Origin of the sequence: Streptomyces sp. IMTB 2501 (genome assembly GCF_001953885.1) — a bacterium.
Classification (GTDB): Bacteria; Actinomycetota; Actinomycetes; order Streptomycetales; family Streptomycetaceae; genus Streptomyces.
Map to the genome: position 1 here is coordinate 1 of NZ_MQUS01000002.1, position 15,726 is coordinate 15,726.

The window sequence follows — 15,726 nt, forward strand, 5'->3', positions numbered from 1 at the left end:
CTAGGGCGTGTTTCGAGAGTGCTGGTCACAGCCACTCATTGATGGCCGCGACCAGCACGGTCGCTTCGTAGCGGACGGCGAGCTTGTCGTATCTCGTGGCGACCGCGCGGTGGCGTTTGAGGCGATTGATCCCGCACTCCACTGCGTGGCGCTCTTTGTAGTCGGCCGGGTCGAACTTCGGCGGCCGGCCGCCGTGAGAGCCGCGCTTCTTGCGGTTGGCGATCTGGTCGCGCTTCTCCGGGATGGTGCAGCGGATCCCTCGTCGGCGCAGGTAGGCGCGGTTCGCTCGGGAGCCGTACGCTTTGTCGGCGCGGACCTTGTCCGGCCGGGTGCGAGGCCGGCCGGTCCCGAGCCGGGGCACGCGGATGCGGCAGAGGACAACCTGGAACTGCGGGGAGTCCCCGCGCTGGCCGGCCGTGATCACCAGCGACATCGGCTTCTGGCCCTGTTCGACCGCCAGGTGCAGCTTGGTGGTCAGTCCGCCCCGGGAGCGTCCGAGCCCGTGGTCGTCGGGCTCAGTGAAAACCCCGCCGGGCGGCTCGACCTGGAGATCCCCCTTTTGCGGGCGCCCGCCGCATGCTGGTGGGCGCGGGCGATGGTGGAGTCCACCGAGACATCCCAGGCGATCAGGCCCTTCGCGTCGGCCCGGGCCTGGAGCTGTTCGAGGATGCGGTGCCAGGTGCCGTCCCTCTGCCAGCGGCGGAACAGCCCGTACACCGTCTCCCATGGCCCGTACCGCTCGGGCAGGTCCCGCCACGGTATGCCCGTCCGAGTGCGGAACCGTATCCCGTTGATCAGCTGCCGCTTGGTGTGCACTGGCGGGCGTCCGGACTTGATGCCCTTCGGCAACAGCGGCTCCAGCAACGCCCACTGCCTTTCTGTCAGATCTCCCCGAGCCACGAGACGTGATCATCGCACGACCTTGATCCACTTCTGAAACACGCCCTAGATCCCCGGCCGGTACCGCATCGGATGGTCCGCGGGGACCTCCACCAGCGCGATGCGGATGCCGTCCGGGTCGGTGATCCACATCTCGATCAGGCCCCACGGCTCCTTCACCGGGGGCCGGACGATGTCGACGCCCTTCGCCCGCAGCTCCTCGTGCGCGGCCGTCACGTCGTCCACTTGCAGCCACAGCCGGATCTCGGACGACGGCGGGCTCGCGGACCGTCCGGAGAGCTCCAGGAAGCCGCCGCCGAGGAAGTAGACCGTCCCACGCTCGGGCCCCGCACCGAACTCGCGGTAGACGGACAGGCCCAGCTGCTCGCCGTAGAAGGCCCGGGAGCGCTCGGGGTCGGTGGGGGAGAACAGTGTCCGGCTGCTGAGTACGTGCACCATGCAGGCGGAGCCTAATGGCAGGGTTACCCTCGACCCTGGCCGAGCCACGCCGAGATCGGAGAACGCTCCATGGAGACACCCGCCACCGGACCCATCTTCCGGGACGCCACCGACGCCGACGTCGACGCGCTGGTCGCGCTGATCGAGTCGGCCTACCGCGGGGACGCCAGCCGGGCCGGGTGGACCACCGAGGCGGACATCCTGGACGGCCGGCGGACGGACCCCGAGGGTGTGCGGGAGGTGATCAAGTCGCCCGACAGCCGAGTGCTGACGGTGGAACAGGACGGCCGGATCGTCGCCTGCTGCCAGCTCGAACACCGCGGTGACCACGCCTACTTCGGCATGTTCGCGGTCAGCCCCACCCTGCAGGGCGTCGGCCTCGGCAAGCAGATCATGGCCGAGGCCGAGCGCCTGGTGCGCGAGACCTGGGGTGTCACCGAGATGCAGATGACGGTGATCTCCGTACGGGACGACCTGATCGCCTGGTACGAGCGCCGCGGCTACCGCCGTACGGGACAGATGTCGCCCTTCCCGTACGGCGATGAGCGCTTCGGCATCCCGCGGCGCGACGACCTGCAGTTCGAGCTGCTGGTCAAGAAGCTCCCCTGAGGGCTTCCGCCTGATCCCTACGCGGTGAAGCGCGCCGTGCGCTTGATCTCCGGGAAGTCGGTCGTCGCGCCGTCCAGCTCCAGGGCGCGCACCAGCCGCAGATGATCCTGCGTGTTGACGACCCAGCCGATGATCCGCAGCCGGGACGCACGCGCGTGTTCGACGACCTCCAGGGTGAGCCGGCGGATGTCGAGGCAGACGGTCGCCGCGCCCACGGCGACCGCGCGCTCCACCACGTCCTTGTCGTACTGCTCCGCGATCAGCGCCGTGCGCACGCCCGGGACCAGCCGGGCGATCTCGGCGAGCGCCTCGTCGTGGAACGAGGCCACCTCCACGCGTGAGACCAGGTCGCGCTCGTGCATCACGGACGCCAGCGCCCGGGCCGCCGCCACATCCTTGATCTCGGCCTGCACCGGGGTGCGGACCGCCTCCAGCACCTCCTCGAACACCGGCACCCGCTCCCCGCGGCCCGCGTCCAGAGCCCGCAGCTCGGCGAGGGTCTTGTCGGCGATCGGCCCGGTGCCGTCGGTCGTACGGTCCACCTCGGCGTCATGCATGACGACCAGGGCGCCGTCCTTGCTCAGATGCAGATCGAGTTCGATGACGTCGAGGCCGGCGTCCTGCGCGGCGACGAAGGAACGAAGGGTGTTCTCGGGCTCGACACCCATGACCCCGCGGTGACCGATGGTAAGAAAGTTCAAGGTTCGACTCGCTTCCGTCGACGGCGGCTCGGCACGCGCGGGACGGGCGGACGCCGTCGTCCGCGCGGGCAGAGTCGCAGCCTAGTGGCCGGGACCCACGATGAACCCGCACGTGCATGAGGCATCCGGGGCGTGGCGGGCTCTCAGCTGGCCGGTATCCGCCCCCACGTCACCCTGTCGTGGGCGAGTCCCCGCTCCTTTGACCACTCCGCGGCGGACGAGCGTGACCGTCCTGCGAAGAGCGCGTGACCGCGCTGCGAAGCACCACGCCAGAGCCGGTCGCTGACGACGAAAGTGAGCGTCGTCACGGTGTACGGCAGAAAAAACATCGGTGACCAAGGAGCTGAACCGCATAATTTCCCGCTCAGCCTCTTGATGGCGGAAACCGGGTATGCATACGGTGTCCATACGAGAGGTTCTCCCGTGGAGGATGGGACATGACGGAAATTCTTGTGCAGGCGGCTACGGGGGAACGGATTCGTTCTTCGGCCAGGGTGATCGAGCGCCCGGCCTGGGCCGTCCTCAAGGATGCCGTGGAGCAGATCCGGCCATGGCAGTCGAAGGACGGATCGATCGACTTCGAGGCCGAGGGCGCTCCGGCGAAGGCGGACGTCGAGGCCGCCGTACGCCGTGTCGTCGACGCGGTCGAGCAGCTCTCCCCGTTGCTCCCGCACGACGAGGCCTACCACCGGGCCCTGGTGAAGGATCTGCACGGCTGGGCCGAGGGCGGCTTCCAGGTACCGGACTTCCTGGACTCCCTGCTGGCCTTCCAGCCCGCCGCACAGCGCGCGGACGGCCTGCAGCACCTGGTCGTCTTCCCGATGTACACGCAGAACGGCAACCCGGACCGCAACCTGGAGGCGGTCGTACTGCGCATGGTCTGGCCCCAGTGGCTGGCCGAGCTGGAGCGCACCCGCTACGACAACCCGCTGTTCTGCGGCATCACGTTCGAGGACTTCACCTCCGGCTACGACACCAACTCCGCGGTCCTGTTCCCGGAGACGATCGCCGTACGCGAAGCGCCGGAACGTTTCTCCTGGGGTGGCATCTTCTGTGACCGCGAGGCCGCCCGCTTCCGCCGGGTGACCGACGCCGCCGTCGACATCCTGGGCCTGGAGCTGCCCGAGGACATCGCCGCGATGGTCCACGACCAGAAGCGCTGCGAAGAGGCCTTCGTGCTGTGGGACATGGTCCACGACCGCACCCACAGCCACGGTGACCTGCCGTTCGACCCGTTCATGATCAAGCAGCGCCAGCCGTTCTGGATGTACGGCCTGGAGGAGCTGCGCTGCGACCTCACCGCCTTCAAGGAGGCCGTGAAGCTGCAGTCGGACGGCGTCCCGCAGGCCCGTGACGTGCAGTACGCGGTGCTCTTCGACCGGATGTTCCGCTTCCCGGTCACCGGCGACCGCGTCCGCAACTACGACGGGCTCGGCGGCCAGCTGCTCTTCGCCTATCTGCACCGGCACGACGTGTTGCGCTGGACCGACAACAAGCTCGCCATCGACTGGGAGCGCGCCCCGCAGGTCACCAACCAGCTGTGCGCCGAGATCGAGAAGCTGTACAAGGACGGCATCGACCGCCCGAAGCTGGTGCACTGGTTCGCCGGCTACGAGCTGGTCGCGACCTACCTCGCCCCGCACCCCGGTTCCCGCTGGGCCAAGGGCCCGGACGCCCTCGATCTGACCCAGCCGCCGCGCAAGCTCGTGGACGACGTGCTTCCGGACGAGTTTCCGCTGAGCATGTTCTACGAGGCCCTGTCCAAGAAGCTGAAGCATGTGATCGCCTCCACCAAGGGCATCACGGCGGACAGCGCCGAGCCGGTCGCCGCGTGAGCGACCGCGTCCAGAACACCTGTCAAGAGGGGAAGAACGTGGGGAACAACGGGTCTCTCAGTGGTGCGGTGATCGCGGTGGCCGGCGCGGGCGGACCCGCCGGACACGCCGCGCTGGTCCGGCTCGCCGAGGCCGGAGCGGTCGTCGTCGGTGCCGACAACAACCCCGAGCGCCTGGCGGAGGCCGTGGACGCGGCCCGCTACGCCCGCGGTGGTGCCACGGTCACCGGGGAGACCGTCGATCTGCTCGACCTGCAGTCCACCCGTGACTGGGCGGCCCGCATCGAGAAGGACCACGGCCGGATCGACGGCCTGGTCCATCTGGTCGGCGGCTGGCGCGGAGGCGCGAACTTCGCCGGGACGGACCTCGCCGACTGGGAGCTGCTGGAGAAGCTGCTGATCCGCACCGTCCAGCACACCTCCCTGGCCTTCTTCGACGGCCTGCAGCGCAGCGACCGCGGCCGCTACCTGCTCATCAGCGCGGCCGGCGCCTCGAAGCCCACCGCGGGCAACGCTGCGTACTCGGCGGCCAAGGCCGCCGCCGAGGCCTGGACGCTCGCGATGGCGGACGGTTTCCGCAAGGCCGGGGGTGAGGAGGGGCCGCGCTCGGCGGCTGCCATCCTGGTGGTGAAGGCGCTGGTGCACGACGCCATGCGCGCCGAACGCCCCAACGCGAAGTTCGCGGGCTTCACGGACGTCAAGGACCTCGCCGAGGCCATCGAGGGCGTCTGGAGCAAGCCCGCCGCCGAAGTGAACGGAAACCGCCTGTGGCTGACCGAGAAGCCGTGAACCCTCCCAAGACCGACGCGCGTCGCCACCACGACCCGCAGGTCCGCGGTTTCGCAAGCGACAACTACGCCGGAGCCCACCCCGAGGTGCTGGCCGCCCTGGCCCTGGCCAACGGCGGCCATCAGGTGGCCTACGGCGAGGACGAGTACACCGAGAACCTCCAGCGGATCATCCGCGGTCATTTCGGGGCCACGGCGGAGGCCTTCCCGGTCTTCAACGGCACCGGCGCGAACGTCGTCGCGCTCCAGGCGGTCACCGACCGCTGGGGCGCGGTGATCTGCGCCGAGAGCGCGCACATCAACGTCGACGAGGGCGGTGCGCCCGAGCGCATGGGCGGCCTGAAGCTGCTCACCGTGCCCACGCCGGACGGCAAGCTCACCCCCGAGCTGATCGACCGGCAGGCCTGGGGCTGGGAGGACGAGCACCGCGCGATGCCGCAGGTCGTCTCGATCACCCAGAGCACGGAGCTGGGCACGCTCTACACGCCCGAGGAGATCCGCGCGATCTGCGAGCACGCCCACGCCCGCGGCATGAAGGTGCACCTGGACGGCTCCCGGATAGCCAACGCGGCCGCCTCCCTGAACGTGCCGATGCGGACGTTCACCAACGCGGTCGGTGTCGACATCCTCTCGCTGGGCGGCACGAAGAACGGCGCGGTCTTCGGCGAGGCCGTCGTCGTCATCAACCAGCACGCGGTGCGGCAGATGAAGCATCTGCGCAAGATGTCCATGCAGCTGGCCTCCAAGATGCGTTTCGTGTCGGTGCAGTTGGAGGCGCTGCTGGCGAAGGACCTGTGGCTGCGCAACGCCCGGCACGCCAACGAGATGGCCCAGCGGCTCGCCGAGGGCGTACGCGCGGTGCACGGCGTGGAGATCCTCTACCCGGTGCAGGCCAACGGCGTGTTCGCCAGGCTTCCGCACGACGTGAGCGAGCGCCTGCAGCAGCGCTTCCGCTTCTACTTCTGGGACGAGGCGGCCGGGGTGGTGCGCTGGATGTGCTCCTTCGACACCACGGAGGAGGACGTCGACACCTTCGTGGCCGCGCTCAAGGAGGAGATGGCACGCTAGCCCAGCGGAGATGCATAGGTATGCGGTCGCTCGAAAAGTCATTGACTGGCAGGTGATCGCATTCCTATGCTCTGCGGGCATGGAGCTGATCCAGAACACCGCCGATCTTTCCGCGTACTTGGCCGCCGACGAGGCCATCGACCATCACCATCCCGTGGTCCGCGAGACGGCCGCGCGGCTGGCCGCAGGGGCGGCCGACTCGTATGCCTATGCGCGGGCCGCCTTCGACTTCGTACGGGACACCATCCCGCACTCCCAGGACTCCGGTGACCCGCGCGTCACCTGGCGCGCCTCCGACGTGCTGGCCCTGGGCACCGGCATCTGCTATGCCAAGTCCCACGCGCTGGCCGCCCTGCTGCGCGCCGAGGACATCCCCACCGCCCTGTGCTACCAACGGCTGGCGCACGACGACGGCGGCCATGCCGTGCACGGTCTGGTCGCCGTACGCTTCCACGGCGCCTGGCACCGACAGGACCCGCGCGGAAACAAGCCGGGAGCGGACGCCCGGTTCTCCCTCGACGGCGAGTACCTCGCCTGGATCCCCGACCCCGCGGCCGGGGAAGTGGACTATCCGCTGCTGTACGCCGCACCGCACCCGGTCGTCCTCGACGCCCTGAAAGCGGCCCCGGACCGGCCCTACCTCTGGAAGACGCTCCCCGATGCGCTTGACCACGAGTGGCCGGCGGGGGTGTAGCCGAGGTCGCGGCGCGCCGCTGCGATGTCGAACCAATGGGCGCGGATCAGTTCGGCCACGAGGAAGCGCGTCAGCAGGGGACGACGTCGCCTGTGTGTCGCCTTTCCCACGGCTTCGAGGAGCGTGGCGACGGCGAGCGATGCGGAAGCGGGGACACCGCGCACCTCCACGCTGCTGCCGTCGTACGCGAGCAGGCCCCGGACGGTGGCGGCGAGGGTGCACGGCCGGCCCTGGGTGACGAAGTAACGGGCGCCTGCCAGAGGGGAGTTCGCGGTCAGTCTCTCCACCGCCAGCACGTGTGCCTCGGCGGCGTCACCGACGTGGACGGTGTCCACGCGATTGGAACCCGTTCCGGGCAGCAGGAGTCTCCCCCGCCGGACCGCGGCACGCAGTCCGGGCAGCAGATGCGGGTCGCCGTCGCCCCAGATCAGATGGGGGCGCAGGGACACGGTGGCCAGCCGGGAGCCGTTGGCGGCCAGGACCAGCTGCTCGGCACGGGCCTTGGACCAGGGATAAGGGGCGAGGAACCGGCTGGGGTACGGGGCGGACTCGTCGACGCCTTCCAGGTCACCGCCGGCGAAGACCACACTGGCGCTGGAGGAGTTCACCAGCCGGGGCACACCATGGCGTCGGCAGGCGTCGAGGACGGCCAGCGTCCCCGCGATGTTGACGGAGGCGAAGTCGTGCCGCGGCCCCCAGACGTCGGCCAGCGCCGCCGTGTGGACGACCGCGTCGCACCCGCGTACGGCGCCCGCGACCGCCGTGGGGTCGCGGATGTCGCCCCGCACGGCCTCGGTCCCGCTCGGCGGCGGCGCCCGGTGGCCGCGTTGCAGGGAACGCACCTGGTGCCCGCGGGCCGCGAGACGCCGGCAGATCTCGGCACCGAGGAATCCGCTGCCACCCGTCACCAGGATCTTCATCCGCGGTCCTCCTCCTCCGCCTTCGCGGTAGTGGTGCCCGCCGCCAGACGACGCCGCGCCCACCGGCCGAGCACGTCTCTCTCGATCTTCGCGTTGTGCCGGATGTCGACCGGGAATCCGGGGTGGAAGAGGATCGCCCGGACCTGAGCGCCACCTTCCAGCGCTGCGAGGGCGCGACGCAGGTCCGCGACGATCCGGCCGCGCTCGGCGCCGCGCCGCTGCCCGTCGGCTTCCACGCACAGCGCGGGCACGGCCTGTTGCTCGCGGCCGGCGTCGACCAGCGCGGTGCGCCGGACACCGTCGACCGCGTTGCATGCCGGTTCGACGCACTCGGTGTACAGGGGGCCGTCGGGGCCGGGAACGGCGTGGGCCTTGCGTCCGCAGTACCAGAGGTTGCCCTCGTCGTCCGTGCGGCCCAGGTCGCCGGTGCGGTGCCAGACATACGCCCCGTCGGGGATCTTCGCCTCGGCGTCGGCCCGCGGGCGGCCGTAGTAGCCGCGGCTGACCAGGGGGCCGCGCACCGTGATCTCGCCGACGGCGTGTGCGGGCAGCGGCTCGACCTCGGACCAGCGGGCGATCGGTCCGGCTCCGGCCGGGATGACGCGCACCGACATGGCCGGCACCACCCGGCCCACGCACCGGCCACCGCCTCGTTCGGACGCGGCGCGCACGGAACGCAGGGCCGGGCCGTCGATCGCGCTCACCGGAAGGCTCTCGGTGGCGCCGTAGACGCTCCGGATCACCGCCTGGTCCGGCAGGGTGCCGGTGAGGCGGTCCAGCAGGCCGTACTCCAGCGGGGCCCCGAAGGTGGCGACCGACCGCACGGTGGCGAGGGCCGGTTCCCGGTGGCCGTCCCCGGCGAGAACGGTCATGAGCGCCGGGGAGCCGAGCACACAGGCCGCACGCGTCTGCGCTGCCGCGCGCAGCAGGTCGTCACGGCGGGCCCGGCCCGGCCTGCGGAAGTCCATCCGGGGAATGACGACGGTGACGCCGAGCGCCGGGCCGCCCAGGGCGAAGGGCAGGAAGCCGACGACCGCCACGTCTCCCGGCCGCGCTCCGAGCACGCCTCCCGTGGCGCCGCACTGGCGCACCAGCTGTTCGTTGCTGTAGACCGCGCCCTTCGGAGTGCCCGTGGAACCGGACGTGTAGGCGATCAGCGCCGTGCTGTCGCCGGTGGCGCCGAGAGCGGCGCGTGGTGCCGTGCGGGAGAGTGCGGCGATCGTCGGCCAGGGCCCGGGACCCGACCCGGTGCAGAGCACCGTGTGCACACTGGGTCGTGCCCAGCCGTACAGCACCCGTGCCACCTGGGCGAGCGGCTCCGCCACGAACGCCTGCGGGGCGGCCTCGCGCAGGCACCGGTGCAGGGCCGCACGGGGCAGGCCGGGGTCGATCAGTACGGCGCAGGCGCCGAGCGCGGACAGCGCGTACACCGTGGTGAGCAGGTCCAGTGGGCGGCGGGTCAGCACCACCGCGCGGGTGCCCGGCCCGATGCCCGCGGCCGCCAGCGCGTCCGCGGTCCGCCGGCACCGGCCGTACAGGCCGGCATAGGTGATCCGTTCCCGGCGCCGGCCGCAGAACGTGTCGAGTGCGACGGCGGTGGGCTGGGCCTGCTTCCAGTACGCCAGCCTGCCCAGCAGCCCGGCCTGCGTCCCGGCCGCGGCGGTGGCGGAGACGGACATGGCTCAGCTCTGCCTTCCCTGGTGGCAGCCCAGGAAGTCCCGTACGCACGCGATGACTTCGTCGCGGGCGTCCTCCTGGACGAAGTGCCCGGCGCGTGGGAACAGCCGCACCTCGGCGGAGGGGAAGCGGCGCATCCACTCGGCGAGGAAGCGGTGGTCGAAGACCGGGTCCCGGCCGCCCCAGCACACCAGTATCGGCAGTGACGTCAACGCCGGTGCCTCGACCGGGCCCACGTCGATCAGCGGCCACGCCGGGTCGGTGGGGGCCAGCGGGATGTCCTGGATGAACCGCACGACCGCCAGCCGCCGGTGCCTGCCGCGATAGGGGGCCGCATAGGCACGGCGCACGGGCGCGGGCAGCGGCGAGGTCACCCCGAGGCGGGAGGCGGCCAGGACGAAGGCGTTGGTGCGGTGCACGAACCAGGCCGGCGTGCGGCCCCCGCCACGGATCAGACGGAGGTACCACGGCAGCCGGGCACCGGCCGGCAACGGGAAGGCCGCTGAGTTGAGCATGACGATGCGGGACAGCCAATCGGGCCGGCGGCGTGCCCAGGCCATGCCGATGACACCGCCCCAGTCGTGCCCGATCAGGGTCCAGCCCCGGTCCGGCAGGCCGCGTTCGGCCACCAGGTGCTCCACCAGTCGCTCCAGATCCGCCAGGCGACGGGACGCGGTGTAGGGGTAGGCGGACTGTCCGGGGCGGTCGGACAGGCCCATACCGATGTGGTCGGGGACGACGCACCGGTGGCCGGCGCGCAACTCCCGCACCAGGCCCCGCCACATGTAACTCCAGCTGGGGTTGCCGTGCAGCATCAGCACCGGCGCACCCGCCCCCTCGTCGAGGTAGTGCTGCCGCACACCCTCGTGTGCGAACCAGTGGGGGGTGAAGTCGTAGTCGGTAGGGGGAAGTTCGGCCTCGGTCAGTGACACCGGAGCATTGTCGGCCCCGCGAGATCCTCTCCCTGTCGCACGTAACTCCACCGTATGAAGCCCTCGACCATGATCACTCCAATGGCCGCATGGGGACCGGCATCCGTTTGCGGTGCGCCGCTTTCCTCACTTCACTGGCGGCCCGAGCCGCCGCCGGGCGGCACTCGACGACGACTGCGGTATGCCGCAACGACTGCGGTATGCCGCGGAGACGACACGACTGCCATGACCAACCCCCGCTACAGCACGATCCGTCGGGTCGCCGTCCATGTGCCCGCCGACCGTCGGACCGGCACGGAGATCGAGGACGAGGTCCGCTCCCGGAACCCCGGCGTACGACTCATGCCCGGCCTGCTGAGGCAGATGTACGGCTTCGAGGAGTGCCGCGTCGCCCCGCCCGGCACCTGGCCCTCCGACCTGGCCGCCGCGGCCGGCCGCCGCGCCCTGGAGCGGGCCGGCCTGGCCCCGGACGCCGTCGACCTGCTGATCTTCGCCTCCGCGAGCGAGGACGTCGAGGAACCGGCCACCGCACATGTCGTGGCGCACAAACTCGGTGTCACCGCACCGGTCTTCGACGTGCAGAACGCCTGCAACGGCGTCCTGAACGCGCTGGAGATCGCCGACTCCTTGATCCGCGCGGGTCGTTACGCACGCGTGCTCGTGACCACGGGGGAGCGCGGCAGCCGACTGTCCGCGCTCCCGGTCCGCGACCGCCTGGAACTGGCGCTGCTGCTGCCCGCGTTGACACTGGGTGACCTCGGCGCCGCCCTGCTCGTGGAGGCGAGCGACCGGCCCGGGATCCTCGCCGCCGCGTTCAGCGCCAACTCCTCGGGCTGGCAGGCCGCCACCGTCACCAACCCGTACTTCCGGCAAAGTGCCGACGCCCCTGCGGTCCGGTTCGACTCCGCGGCCCTCGCCGCCTCCTTCCCGGGCCTGGAAGCCGGCGCGTTCGACGTGCTCCACGCGGCCGGCCGCAAGCCGGGAGACCTGGACCTCGTGTGCGTGCACCAGCCGTCCGTCGCCTTCACCCGCACCATCCTCGACTCCCTCGGCGTACCCGAGGACAAGGCCGTACCCGTCTTCACGGCCTACGGCAACGTCGCCACCGCCGGCCTTCCCCTGCAACTCACGGAAGCCGCGGAGCAGGGGCGGTTACGTCCGGGCGACCTGGTCGGCCTCTTCGGGCTGGCCAGCGGAGCCTCCGGCGGGCTGGTCCTTCTGGAGTGGAGCCCCTGACACACATCCGCAGTCCCGACGATCGCGACCCCGAGGAAAAGGCCATGACCGACACCTACGACACCATCCGCTCCGTACTGACCGGCAGTTTCCTCGTTCCGGAAGCCGAACTCGGCCCCGAGGCCACTCTGGAGCAGCTCGAACTGGACTCCCTCGCACTGGCCGAGTTCGCGCTGATCCTGGACGAGAGACTCGGAGTGAAGATCGACAGCGAGCACGCCACCCGGACCACCACACTCGCCGAAGTCACCGAGTACGTGGACACTTTGCGCACTTCGGCCACGGTGACGGCCCCGTGACGGCCTCGATCGCCGTCACCGGCCTGGGACTGGTCACACCCGCCGGGATCGGCGTCGACGACACATGGACCGGCGTGTGCGCGGGGCAGGCCACCGCCGCCCCGGACCCCGCCCTCGCCGGACTGCCCGTCGACTTCTCCTGCCGGGTCCCGCTCGCGGAGCAGGATCTGGACCGGCGGGTCGGACGCAAGGCCTGGCGCATGGGCCGCTTCGCGAAGCTCGCCGTGCTGGCGGCCCGGGAGGCGGTCCGCGACGCCGGGCTCGACCCCGCCAGCTGGGACGGGGCCAGGGTCGCCACGGTCATCGGCTGCGGCATGGGCGGGTTGGAGAAGCTGGAGGAGCAGTACGCGCGCCTCGAACAGCGCGGAGCCGACCTGACGTCACCCCTCGCCATTCCGATGATCATCCCGAACCTCGGCACGGGTGAGGTCTCCATCGACCTCCGGTCGCGCGGGCCCGGGCTCAGCCCCGCCACCGCCTGCGCCTCCGGTGCCAGTGCCATCGCCACGGCCCGGGACCTGCTCGTCGGCGGCCTGTGTGACATCGCGGTCACGGGAGGCGTGGAAGCCGCGGTCAGCCGTGTGTGCACCATCGGCTTCTGGCGTATGGGTGCCCTCTCCGTACGGTCCGACCGGGCCGCGGCCTCCCGCCCGTTCGCCGCCGACCGGGACGGCTTCGTCATGGCGGAAGGCGCCGGGATCCTGGTGCTGGAGCGCACCGCCGACGCCACCGCCCGCGGTGTGCGCCCCCGCGCCCTGCTCGCGGGCTGCGGCAGCACGTCCGACGCCCACCACCCGACGGCACTGCCCGAGGACGCCCATGGTGCCGAGGCCGCCCTGCGCACCGCGCTCGCCGAGGCCGGGCTCGCCCCGGACGACGTGGATCACGTCAATGCGCACGGCACCTCGACACCGCTCAACGACGCCGCCGAGGCCGCGCTGATCGCCCGAGTCCTGCCGCACCGCCCGAGCGTCACCGCCGCCAAGGGCGTGCTCGGGCACACCCTCGGCGCGTCCGGGGCGATCGAAGCGGCGCTGACGGTCCTCACCCTCCAGCACCACCGCATCCCACCGATCGCCAACCTCCAGGCACCCGCGCCCGAGTTCGACATCGACTGTGTCACCAAGCGACCCCGCCAGCAGGACCTGCGCACCGCCGTCAGCCACTCCTTCGGCTTCGGCGGCCACAACGTCGTCCTCGCCCTCACCGCTCCCTGAGCGCGCCCCCCGGATGTTCCTCCGCACCGTCTCCGGACAAGACGACATCGAAGAGCCCGCCGGTGTGAACGCGGCAGGACGGGCAGGACACCGTCGGCTTCGGTGGGCGGTTCGCCCGGCTGCACAGGCATGGAAGCTCGACTCGGCCGTCGGGCCGGTCCGCACCGCGGACGTCGCGGTGCGGCGTCTCCCTTCGGTGCCCCCAGCTGCCCGGCCCCGCAACCCACGTGCCGGGAGGCGGAGTTGACGCACAGGGGGACGGCCGTCTCGTACGCGTCGTGCCTCGTGCGGCCGTCGCTAAGACCGACGTGGGCGCTGACCAGCATCCTGCGAGGCCTCTCACTGGAAGGCGTCGAGGAACACGCCGTCCTGGTCGTCCGCCCGGCGCAGTCGGTCATCCGCACCACCAACGTGGCGTCGCCGTGAAGCCGGCAGCTCTGCGACTCCCCAGGGGCGCGGGGAACCGCGCGAAAAGCAACAGCGGGCCTCCGCCCCGAAGACGGCCGCACCCCTCCCCACGAACCGGTCCGCAGCCGAACGAACGGCTCAGGGCCTCAAACTGCTAAAGCACCGCAGGTCACAGGGCCTCGGCCGCGCGCAGCTGCTCCATCGTGGGCGCCGTGCCGCCCAGATGGGCCGGCAGCCACCAGGAGTCCTCAAGGCCCTTGGGCCGGCCCGGGTAGGCGCGCTGCGCGACCTCCAGTACTTCCTGGACGGCCCCGCGCAGCCGGCGGGTGATCGCGCCCGCGTACTGGTCGCGGGGTGCCTCGACCGCCTCGCCGACCCGCATGGTGATGGGCAGGTGGTTGCGCTTCAGGTTGCGGGGGTGGCCCTTCGTCCACAGCCGCTGGGTGCCCCACACCGCCATCGGGATCAGCGGGACGCCGGCGTCCTGGGCGAGGCGGGCCGCACCGGACTTGAAGCTCTTCAGCGTGAACGACTGCGAGATGGTGGCCTCCGGGAAGACCCCGACCACTTCGCCCGAACGCAGCGAGTCCAGCGCGTGCGCATAGGCCGCCTCGCCCTGCTTGCGGTCCACCGGGATGTGCTTCATGCCGCGCATCAGCGGACCGGAGATGCGGTGCCGGAAGACGGACTCCTTCGCCATGAAGCGCACCAGGCGCTTCTGCGGCAGGGCCGCCAGGCCGTTGAAGACGAAGTCCAGATAGCTGATGTGATTGCTGACGAGCACGGCGCCGCCCGAGCGCGGGATGTTCTCCGACCCCTGGCAGTCGATCTTCAGGTCCCAGACCTTGAACAACGTCTTGGCGAAACCGATGACGGGACGGTAGACCAGCTCTGCCATGGGCGGGACGGACCCTTCCTGCTCTGCTCGGGAAAGGGGGGCTCCCGGCGGGAAAGTTACGCAGCCGTAGGTTTACGGCGTCTCGCAGATCGTGCCCGAAGAACGGACGGGTAGCCAGTCCTGGTGCCCCGGAGTGGCGAGATCCTCGTCACGTCGGCCGCCATCCCACCTTGGATCTTTAAAGCACCTTTACTCCGCCCGTACCGAGGCCCTCTTCAGTAGAAGGAACATCTCGCACCCCAGGCAGTACCCGAACGCCGCGTTCAGGAAGGCGGCTGCGAGCGCCGCCCCGGTCGCGGCCAGTCCGAGCCACTGCGGCCCCACGGTGAACCCGACAAGACCGAGCCCGGCGAACACCAGCCCCACCGCCTGCGCGAACCTCGGTGGTTCCGGCGCCTCGAACTCCCGCGGCGGTCCGAGCCGCGGCCGTACGGCGGTGCGGAACACCCAGCCGTACGGCGACCGCTGCACACCCGCGGCCGCGCCGAGCGCGAACACCAGCGTCTGCCAGCCCAGCAGCCAGCCGTTCTGCAGGCTCAGGGCGGCGGCCAGAACCACCGTCGTCACGGCCGCCCCGAACCGCGGCCCCCTCACATCGATGTCCATGAACCAAGCATTCCGCAACGGAAACTCCTGCGGGAGGCGGGAATCTTTGCAGTCTCGTGAATGCTTGTGCAGATGATGACCGGACTGGTGGTGTGCGTGGCGGTGCTCGTCGTGGCGAGCGCCGCCGGAGTGCTGTACAAGCGGCGGAGCGGGAGAGTGCGGGTGCGCGGGCGGGACGACGGCAAGCGGCTGGGCGCGGCCGAACTGGGCGGCGAACTCGGTGAGCGGGCCACGCTGGTCCAGTTCTCCAGTGCCTTCTGTGCGCCCTGCCGGGCCACCCGGCGTGTGCTCGGCGAGGTCGCCGGCCTGGTGCCCGGGGTGACCCACGTCGAGATCGACGCCGAGGCCCACCTGGACCTCGTACGCCGTCTGGAGATCCTCAAGACGCCCACCGCGCTGGTGCTCGACGCCGACGGGCGGGTGGTGCGGCGCGCCACCGGACAGCCCCGCAAGGCCGATGTCATCGCGGCGCTGGGGGAGGCCGTGTGAGTGCGGTGACGT

The 15,726-nt window shown here is 71.0% G+C and carries 17 protein-coding genes; 9 read left to right on the top strand and 8 right to left on the bottom strand.

Annotation, left to right across the window (positions count from 1 at the left end; genetic code table 11):
* Nucleotides 1-25: 25 nt before the first annotated feature.
* Nucleotides 26-900 (bottom strand): IS5 family transposase gene (locus AV521_RS04150; RefSeq protein WP_371916997.1). Its coding sequence is split into 2 segments (ribosomal slippage): nucleotides 26-508 and nucleotides 511-900, totalling 873 coding nucleotides; the frame shifts between segments, so codons are not numbered across the junction.
* Between the two features lie 45 nt (nucleotides 901-945).
* Complete coding sequence (locus AV521_RS04155; protein ID WP_076083586.1) at nucleotides 946-1,338, bottom strand: VOC family protein; 393 nt, start codon at nucleotides 1,336-1,338, stop codon at nucleotides 946-948.
* Nucleotides 1,339-1,407: 69 nt separating this feature from the next.
* Here AV521_RS04155 and AV521_RS04160 point away from each other — a divergent pair, with 69 nt between their 5' ends.
* Nucleotides 1,408-1,947 (top strand): GNAT family N-acetyltransferase, encoded by a 540-nt coding sequence (locus tag AV521_RS04160; protein WP_076083589.1) that lies wholly within the window; start codon nucleotides 1,408-1,410, stop codon nucleotides 1,945-1,947.
* A 17-nt stretch (nucleotides 1,948-1,964) separates the two neighbouring features.
* On the opposite strand, the gene AV521_RS04165 is transcribed toward AV521_RS04160, so the two are convergent.
* Nucleotides 1,965-2,648: a glycerophosphodiester phosphodiesterase family protein gene (locus tag AV521_RS04165; protein WP_076083592.1), complete on the bottom strand. Its 684-nt coding sequence runs from the start codon at nucleotides 2,646-2,648 to the stop codon at nucleotides 1,965-1,967.
* Nucleotides 2,649-3,085: 437 nt separating this feature from the next.
* Here AV521_RS04165 and AV521_RS04170 point away from each other — a divergent pair, with 437 nt between their 5' ends.
* The 4 genes from AV521_RS04170 (at nucleotide 3,086) to AV521_RS04185 (ending at nucleotide 7,032) form a co-directional block, all read left to right on the top strand.
* The gene (locus AV521_RS04170) at nucleotides 3,086-4,483 is read left to right on the top strand and encodes a DUF6421 family protein (protein WP_076083595.1); all 1,398 of its coding nucleotides are present in this window, start codon (nucleotides 3,086-3,088) and stop codon (nucleotides 4,481-4,483) included.
* Nucleotides 4,480-5,271, top strand: coding sequence for an SDR family oxidoreductase (locus AV521_RS04175; protein ID WP_076083598.1), 792 nt, complete (start codon nucleotides 4,480-4,482; stop codon nucleotides 5,269-5,271). Before AV521_RS04170 ends, AV521_RS04175 begins: the two co-directional genes overlap by 4 nt.
* Nucleotides 5,268-6,338, top strand: a complete 1,071-nt coding sequence (locus AV521_RS04180) for a low specificity L-threonine aldolase (RefSeq protein WP_076083600.1) — start codon at nucleotides 5,268-5,270, stop codon at nucleotides 6,336-6,338. Before AV521_RS04175 ends, AV521_RS04180 begins: the two co-directional genes overlap by 4 nt.
* Nucleotides 6,339-6,417: 79 nt before the next feature.
* Entirely contained in the window at nucleotides 6,418-7,032 is a 615-nt protein-coding gene (locus tag AV521_RS04185) for a transglutaminase family protein (protein WP_076083603.1), read from the top strand.
* Here AV521_RS04185 and AV521_RS04190 read toward each other — a convergent pair.
* Genes AV521_RS04190 through AV521_RS04200 form a run of 3 tightly spaced genes read right to left on the bottom strand, consistent with a single transcriptional unit; the run spans nucleotide 6,975 to nucleotide 10,561 of the window.
* Nucleotides 6,975-7,952, bottom strand: a complete 978-nt coding sequence (locus AV521_RS04190; protein ID WP_076083606.1) for an NAD-dependent epimerase/dehydratase family protein — start codon at nucleotides 7,950-7,952, stop codon at nucleotides 6,975-6,977. The genes AV521_RS04185 and AV521_RS04190 overlap by 58 nt on opposite strands.
* The gene (locus AV521_RS04195) at nucleotides 7,949-9,631 is read right to left on the bottom strand and encodes an AMP-binding protein (protein ID WP_076083609.1); all 1,683 of its coding nucleotides are present in this window, start codon (nucleotides 9,629-9,631) and stop codon (nucleotides 7,949-7,951) included. Before AV521_RS04195 ends, AV521_RS04190 begins: the two co-directional genes overlap by 4 nt.
* 3 nt (nucleotides 9,632-9,634) lie before the next feature.
* On the bottom strand, nucleotides 9,635-10,561 hold the full coding sequence (locus AV521_RS04200) for an alpha/beta fold hydrolase (RefSeq protein ID WP_076083612.1): 927 nt from the start codon (nucleotides 10,559-10,561) through the stop codon (nucleotides 9,635-9,637).
* A gap of 225 nt (nucleotides 10,562-10,786) precedes the next feature.
* On the opposite strand from AV521_RS04200, the gene AV521_RS04205 reads away from it, so the two are divergent.
* From AV521_RS04205 to AV521_RS04215, 3 genes are read left to right on the top strand one after another with little or no spacing between them, the layout of a single operon-like run.
* Entirely contained in the window at nucleotides 10,787-11,797 is a 1,011-nt protein-coding gene (locus AV521_RS04205) for a 3-oxoacyl-ACP synthase III family protein (RefSeq protein ID WP_076083615.1), read from the top strand.
* A gap of 44 nt (nucleotides 11,798-11,841) precedes the next feature.
* The gene (locus AV521_RS04210; protein ID WP_076083618.1) at nucleotides 11,842-12,096 is read left to right on the top strand and encodes an acyl carrier protein; all 255 of its coding nucleotides are present in this window, start codon (nucleotides 11,842-11,844) and stop codon (nucleotides 12,094-12,096) included.
* Complete coding sequence (locus AV521_RS04215) at nucleotides 12,093-13,313, top strand: beta-ketoacyl synthase (protein ID WP_076083621.1); 1,221 nt, start codon at nucleotides 12,093-12,095, stop codon at nucleotides 13,311-13,313. The genes AV521_RS04210 and AV521_RS04215 overlap by 4 nt, the downstream gene beginning before the upstream one ends.
* A gap of 577 nt (nucleotides 13,314-13,890) precedes the next feature.
* Here AV521_RS04215 and AV521_RS04225 read toward each other — a convergent pair.
* Nucleotides 13,891-14,619: a 1-acyl-sn-glycerol-3-phosphate acyltransferase gene (locus AV521_RS04225; protein WP_076083628.1), complete on the bottom strand. Its 729-nt coding sequence runs from the start codon at nucleotides 14,617-14,619 to the stop codon at nucleotides 13,891-13,893.
* Nucleotides 14,620-14,808: 189 nt separating this feature from the next.
* Nucleotides 14,809-15,225 (bottom strand): DUF4395 domain-containing protein, encoded by a 417-nt coding sequence (locus AV521_RS04230; RefSeq protein ID WP_076083631.1) that lies wholly within the window; start codon nucleotides 15,223-15,225, stop codon nucleotides 14,809-14,811.
* A gap of 75 nt (nucleotides 15,226-15,300) precedes the next feature.
* Here AV521_RS04230 and AV521_RS04235 point away from each other — a divergent pair, with 75 nt between their 5' ends.
* Nucleotides 15,301-15,714, top strand: coding sequence for a thioredoxin family protein (locus AV521_RS04235; protein ID WP_076084656.1), 414 nt, complete (start codon nucleotides 15,301-15,303; stop codon nucleotides 15,712-15,714).
* The last annotated feature ends 12 nt before the right edge of the window (nucleotides 15,715-15,726 follow it).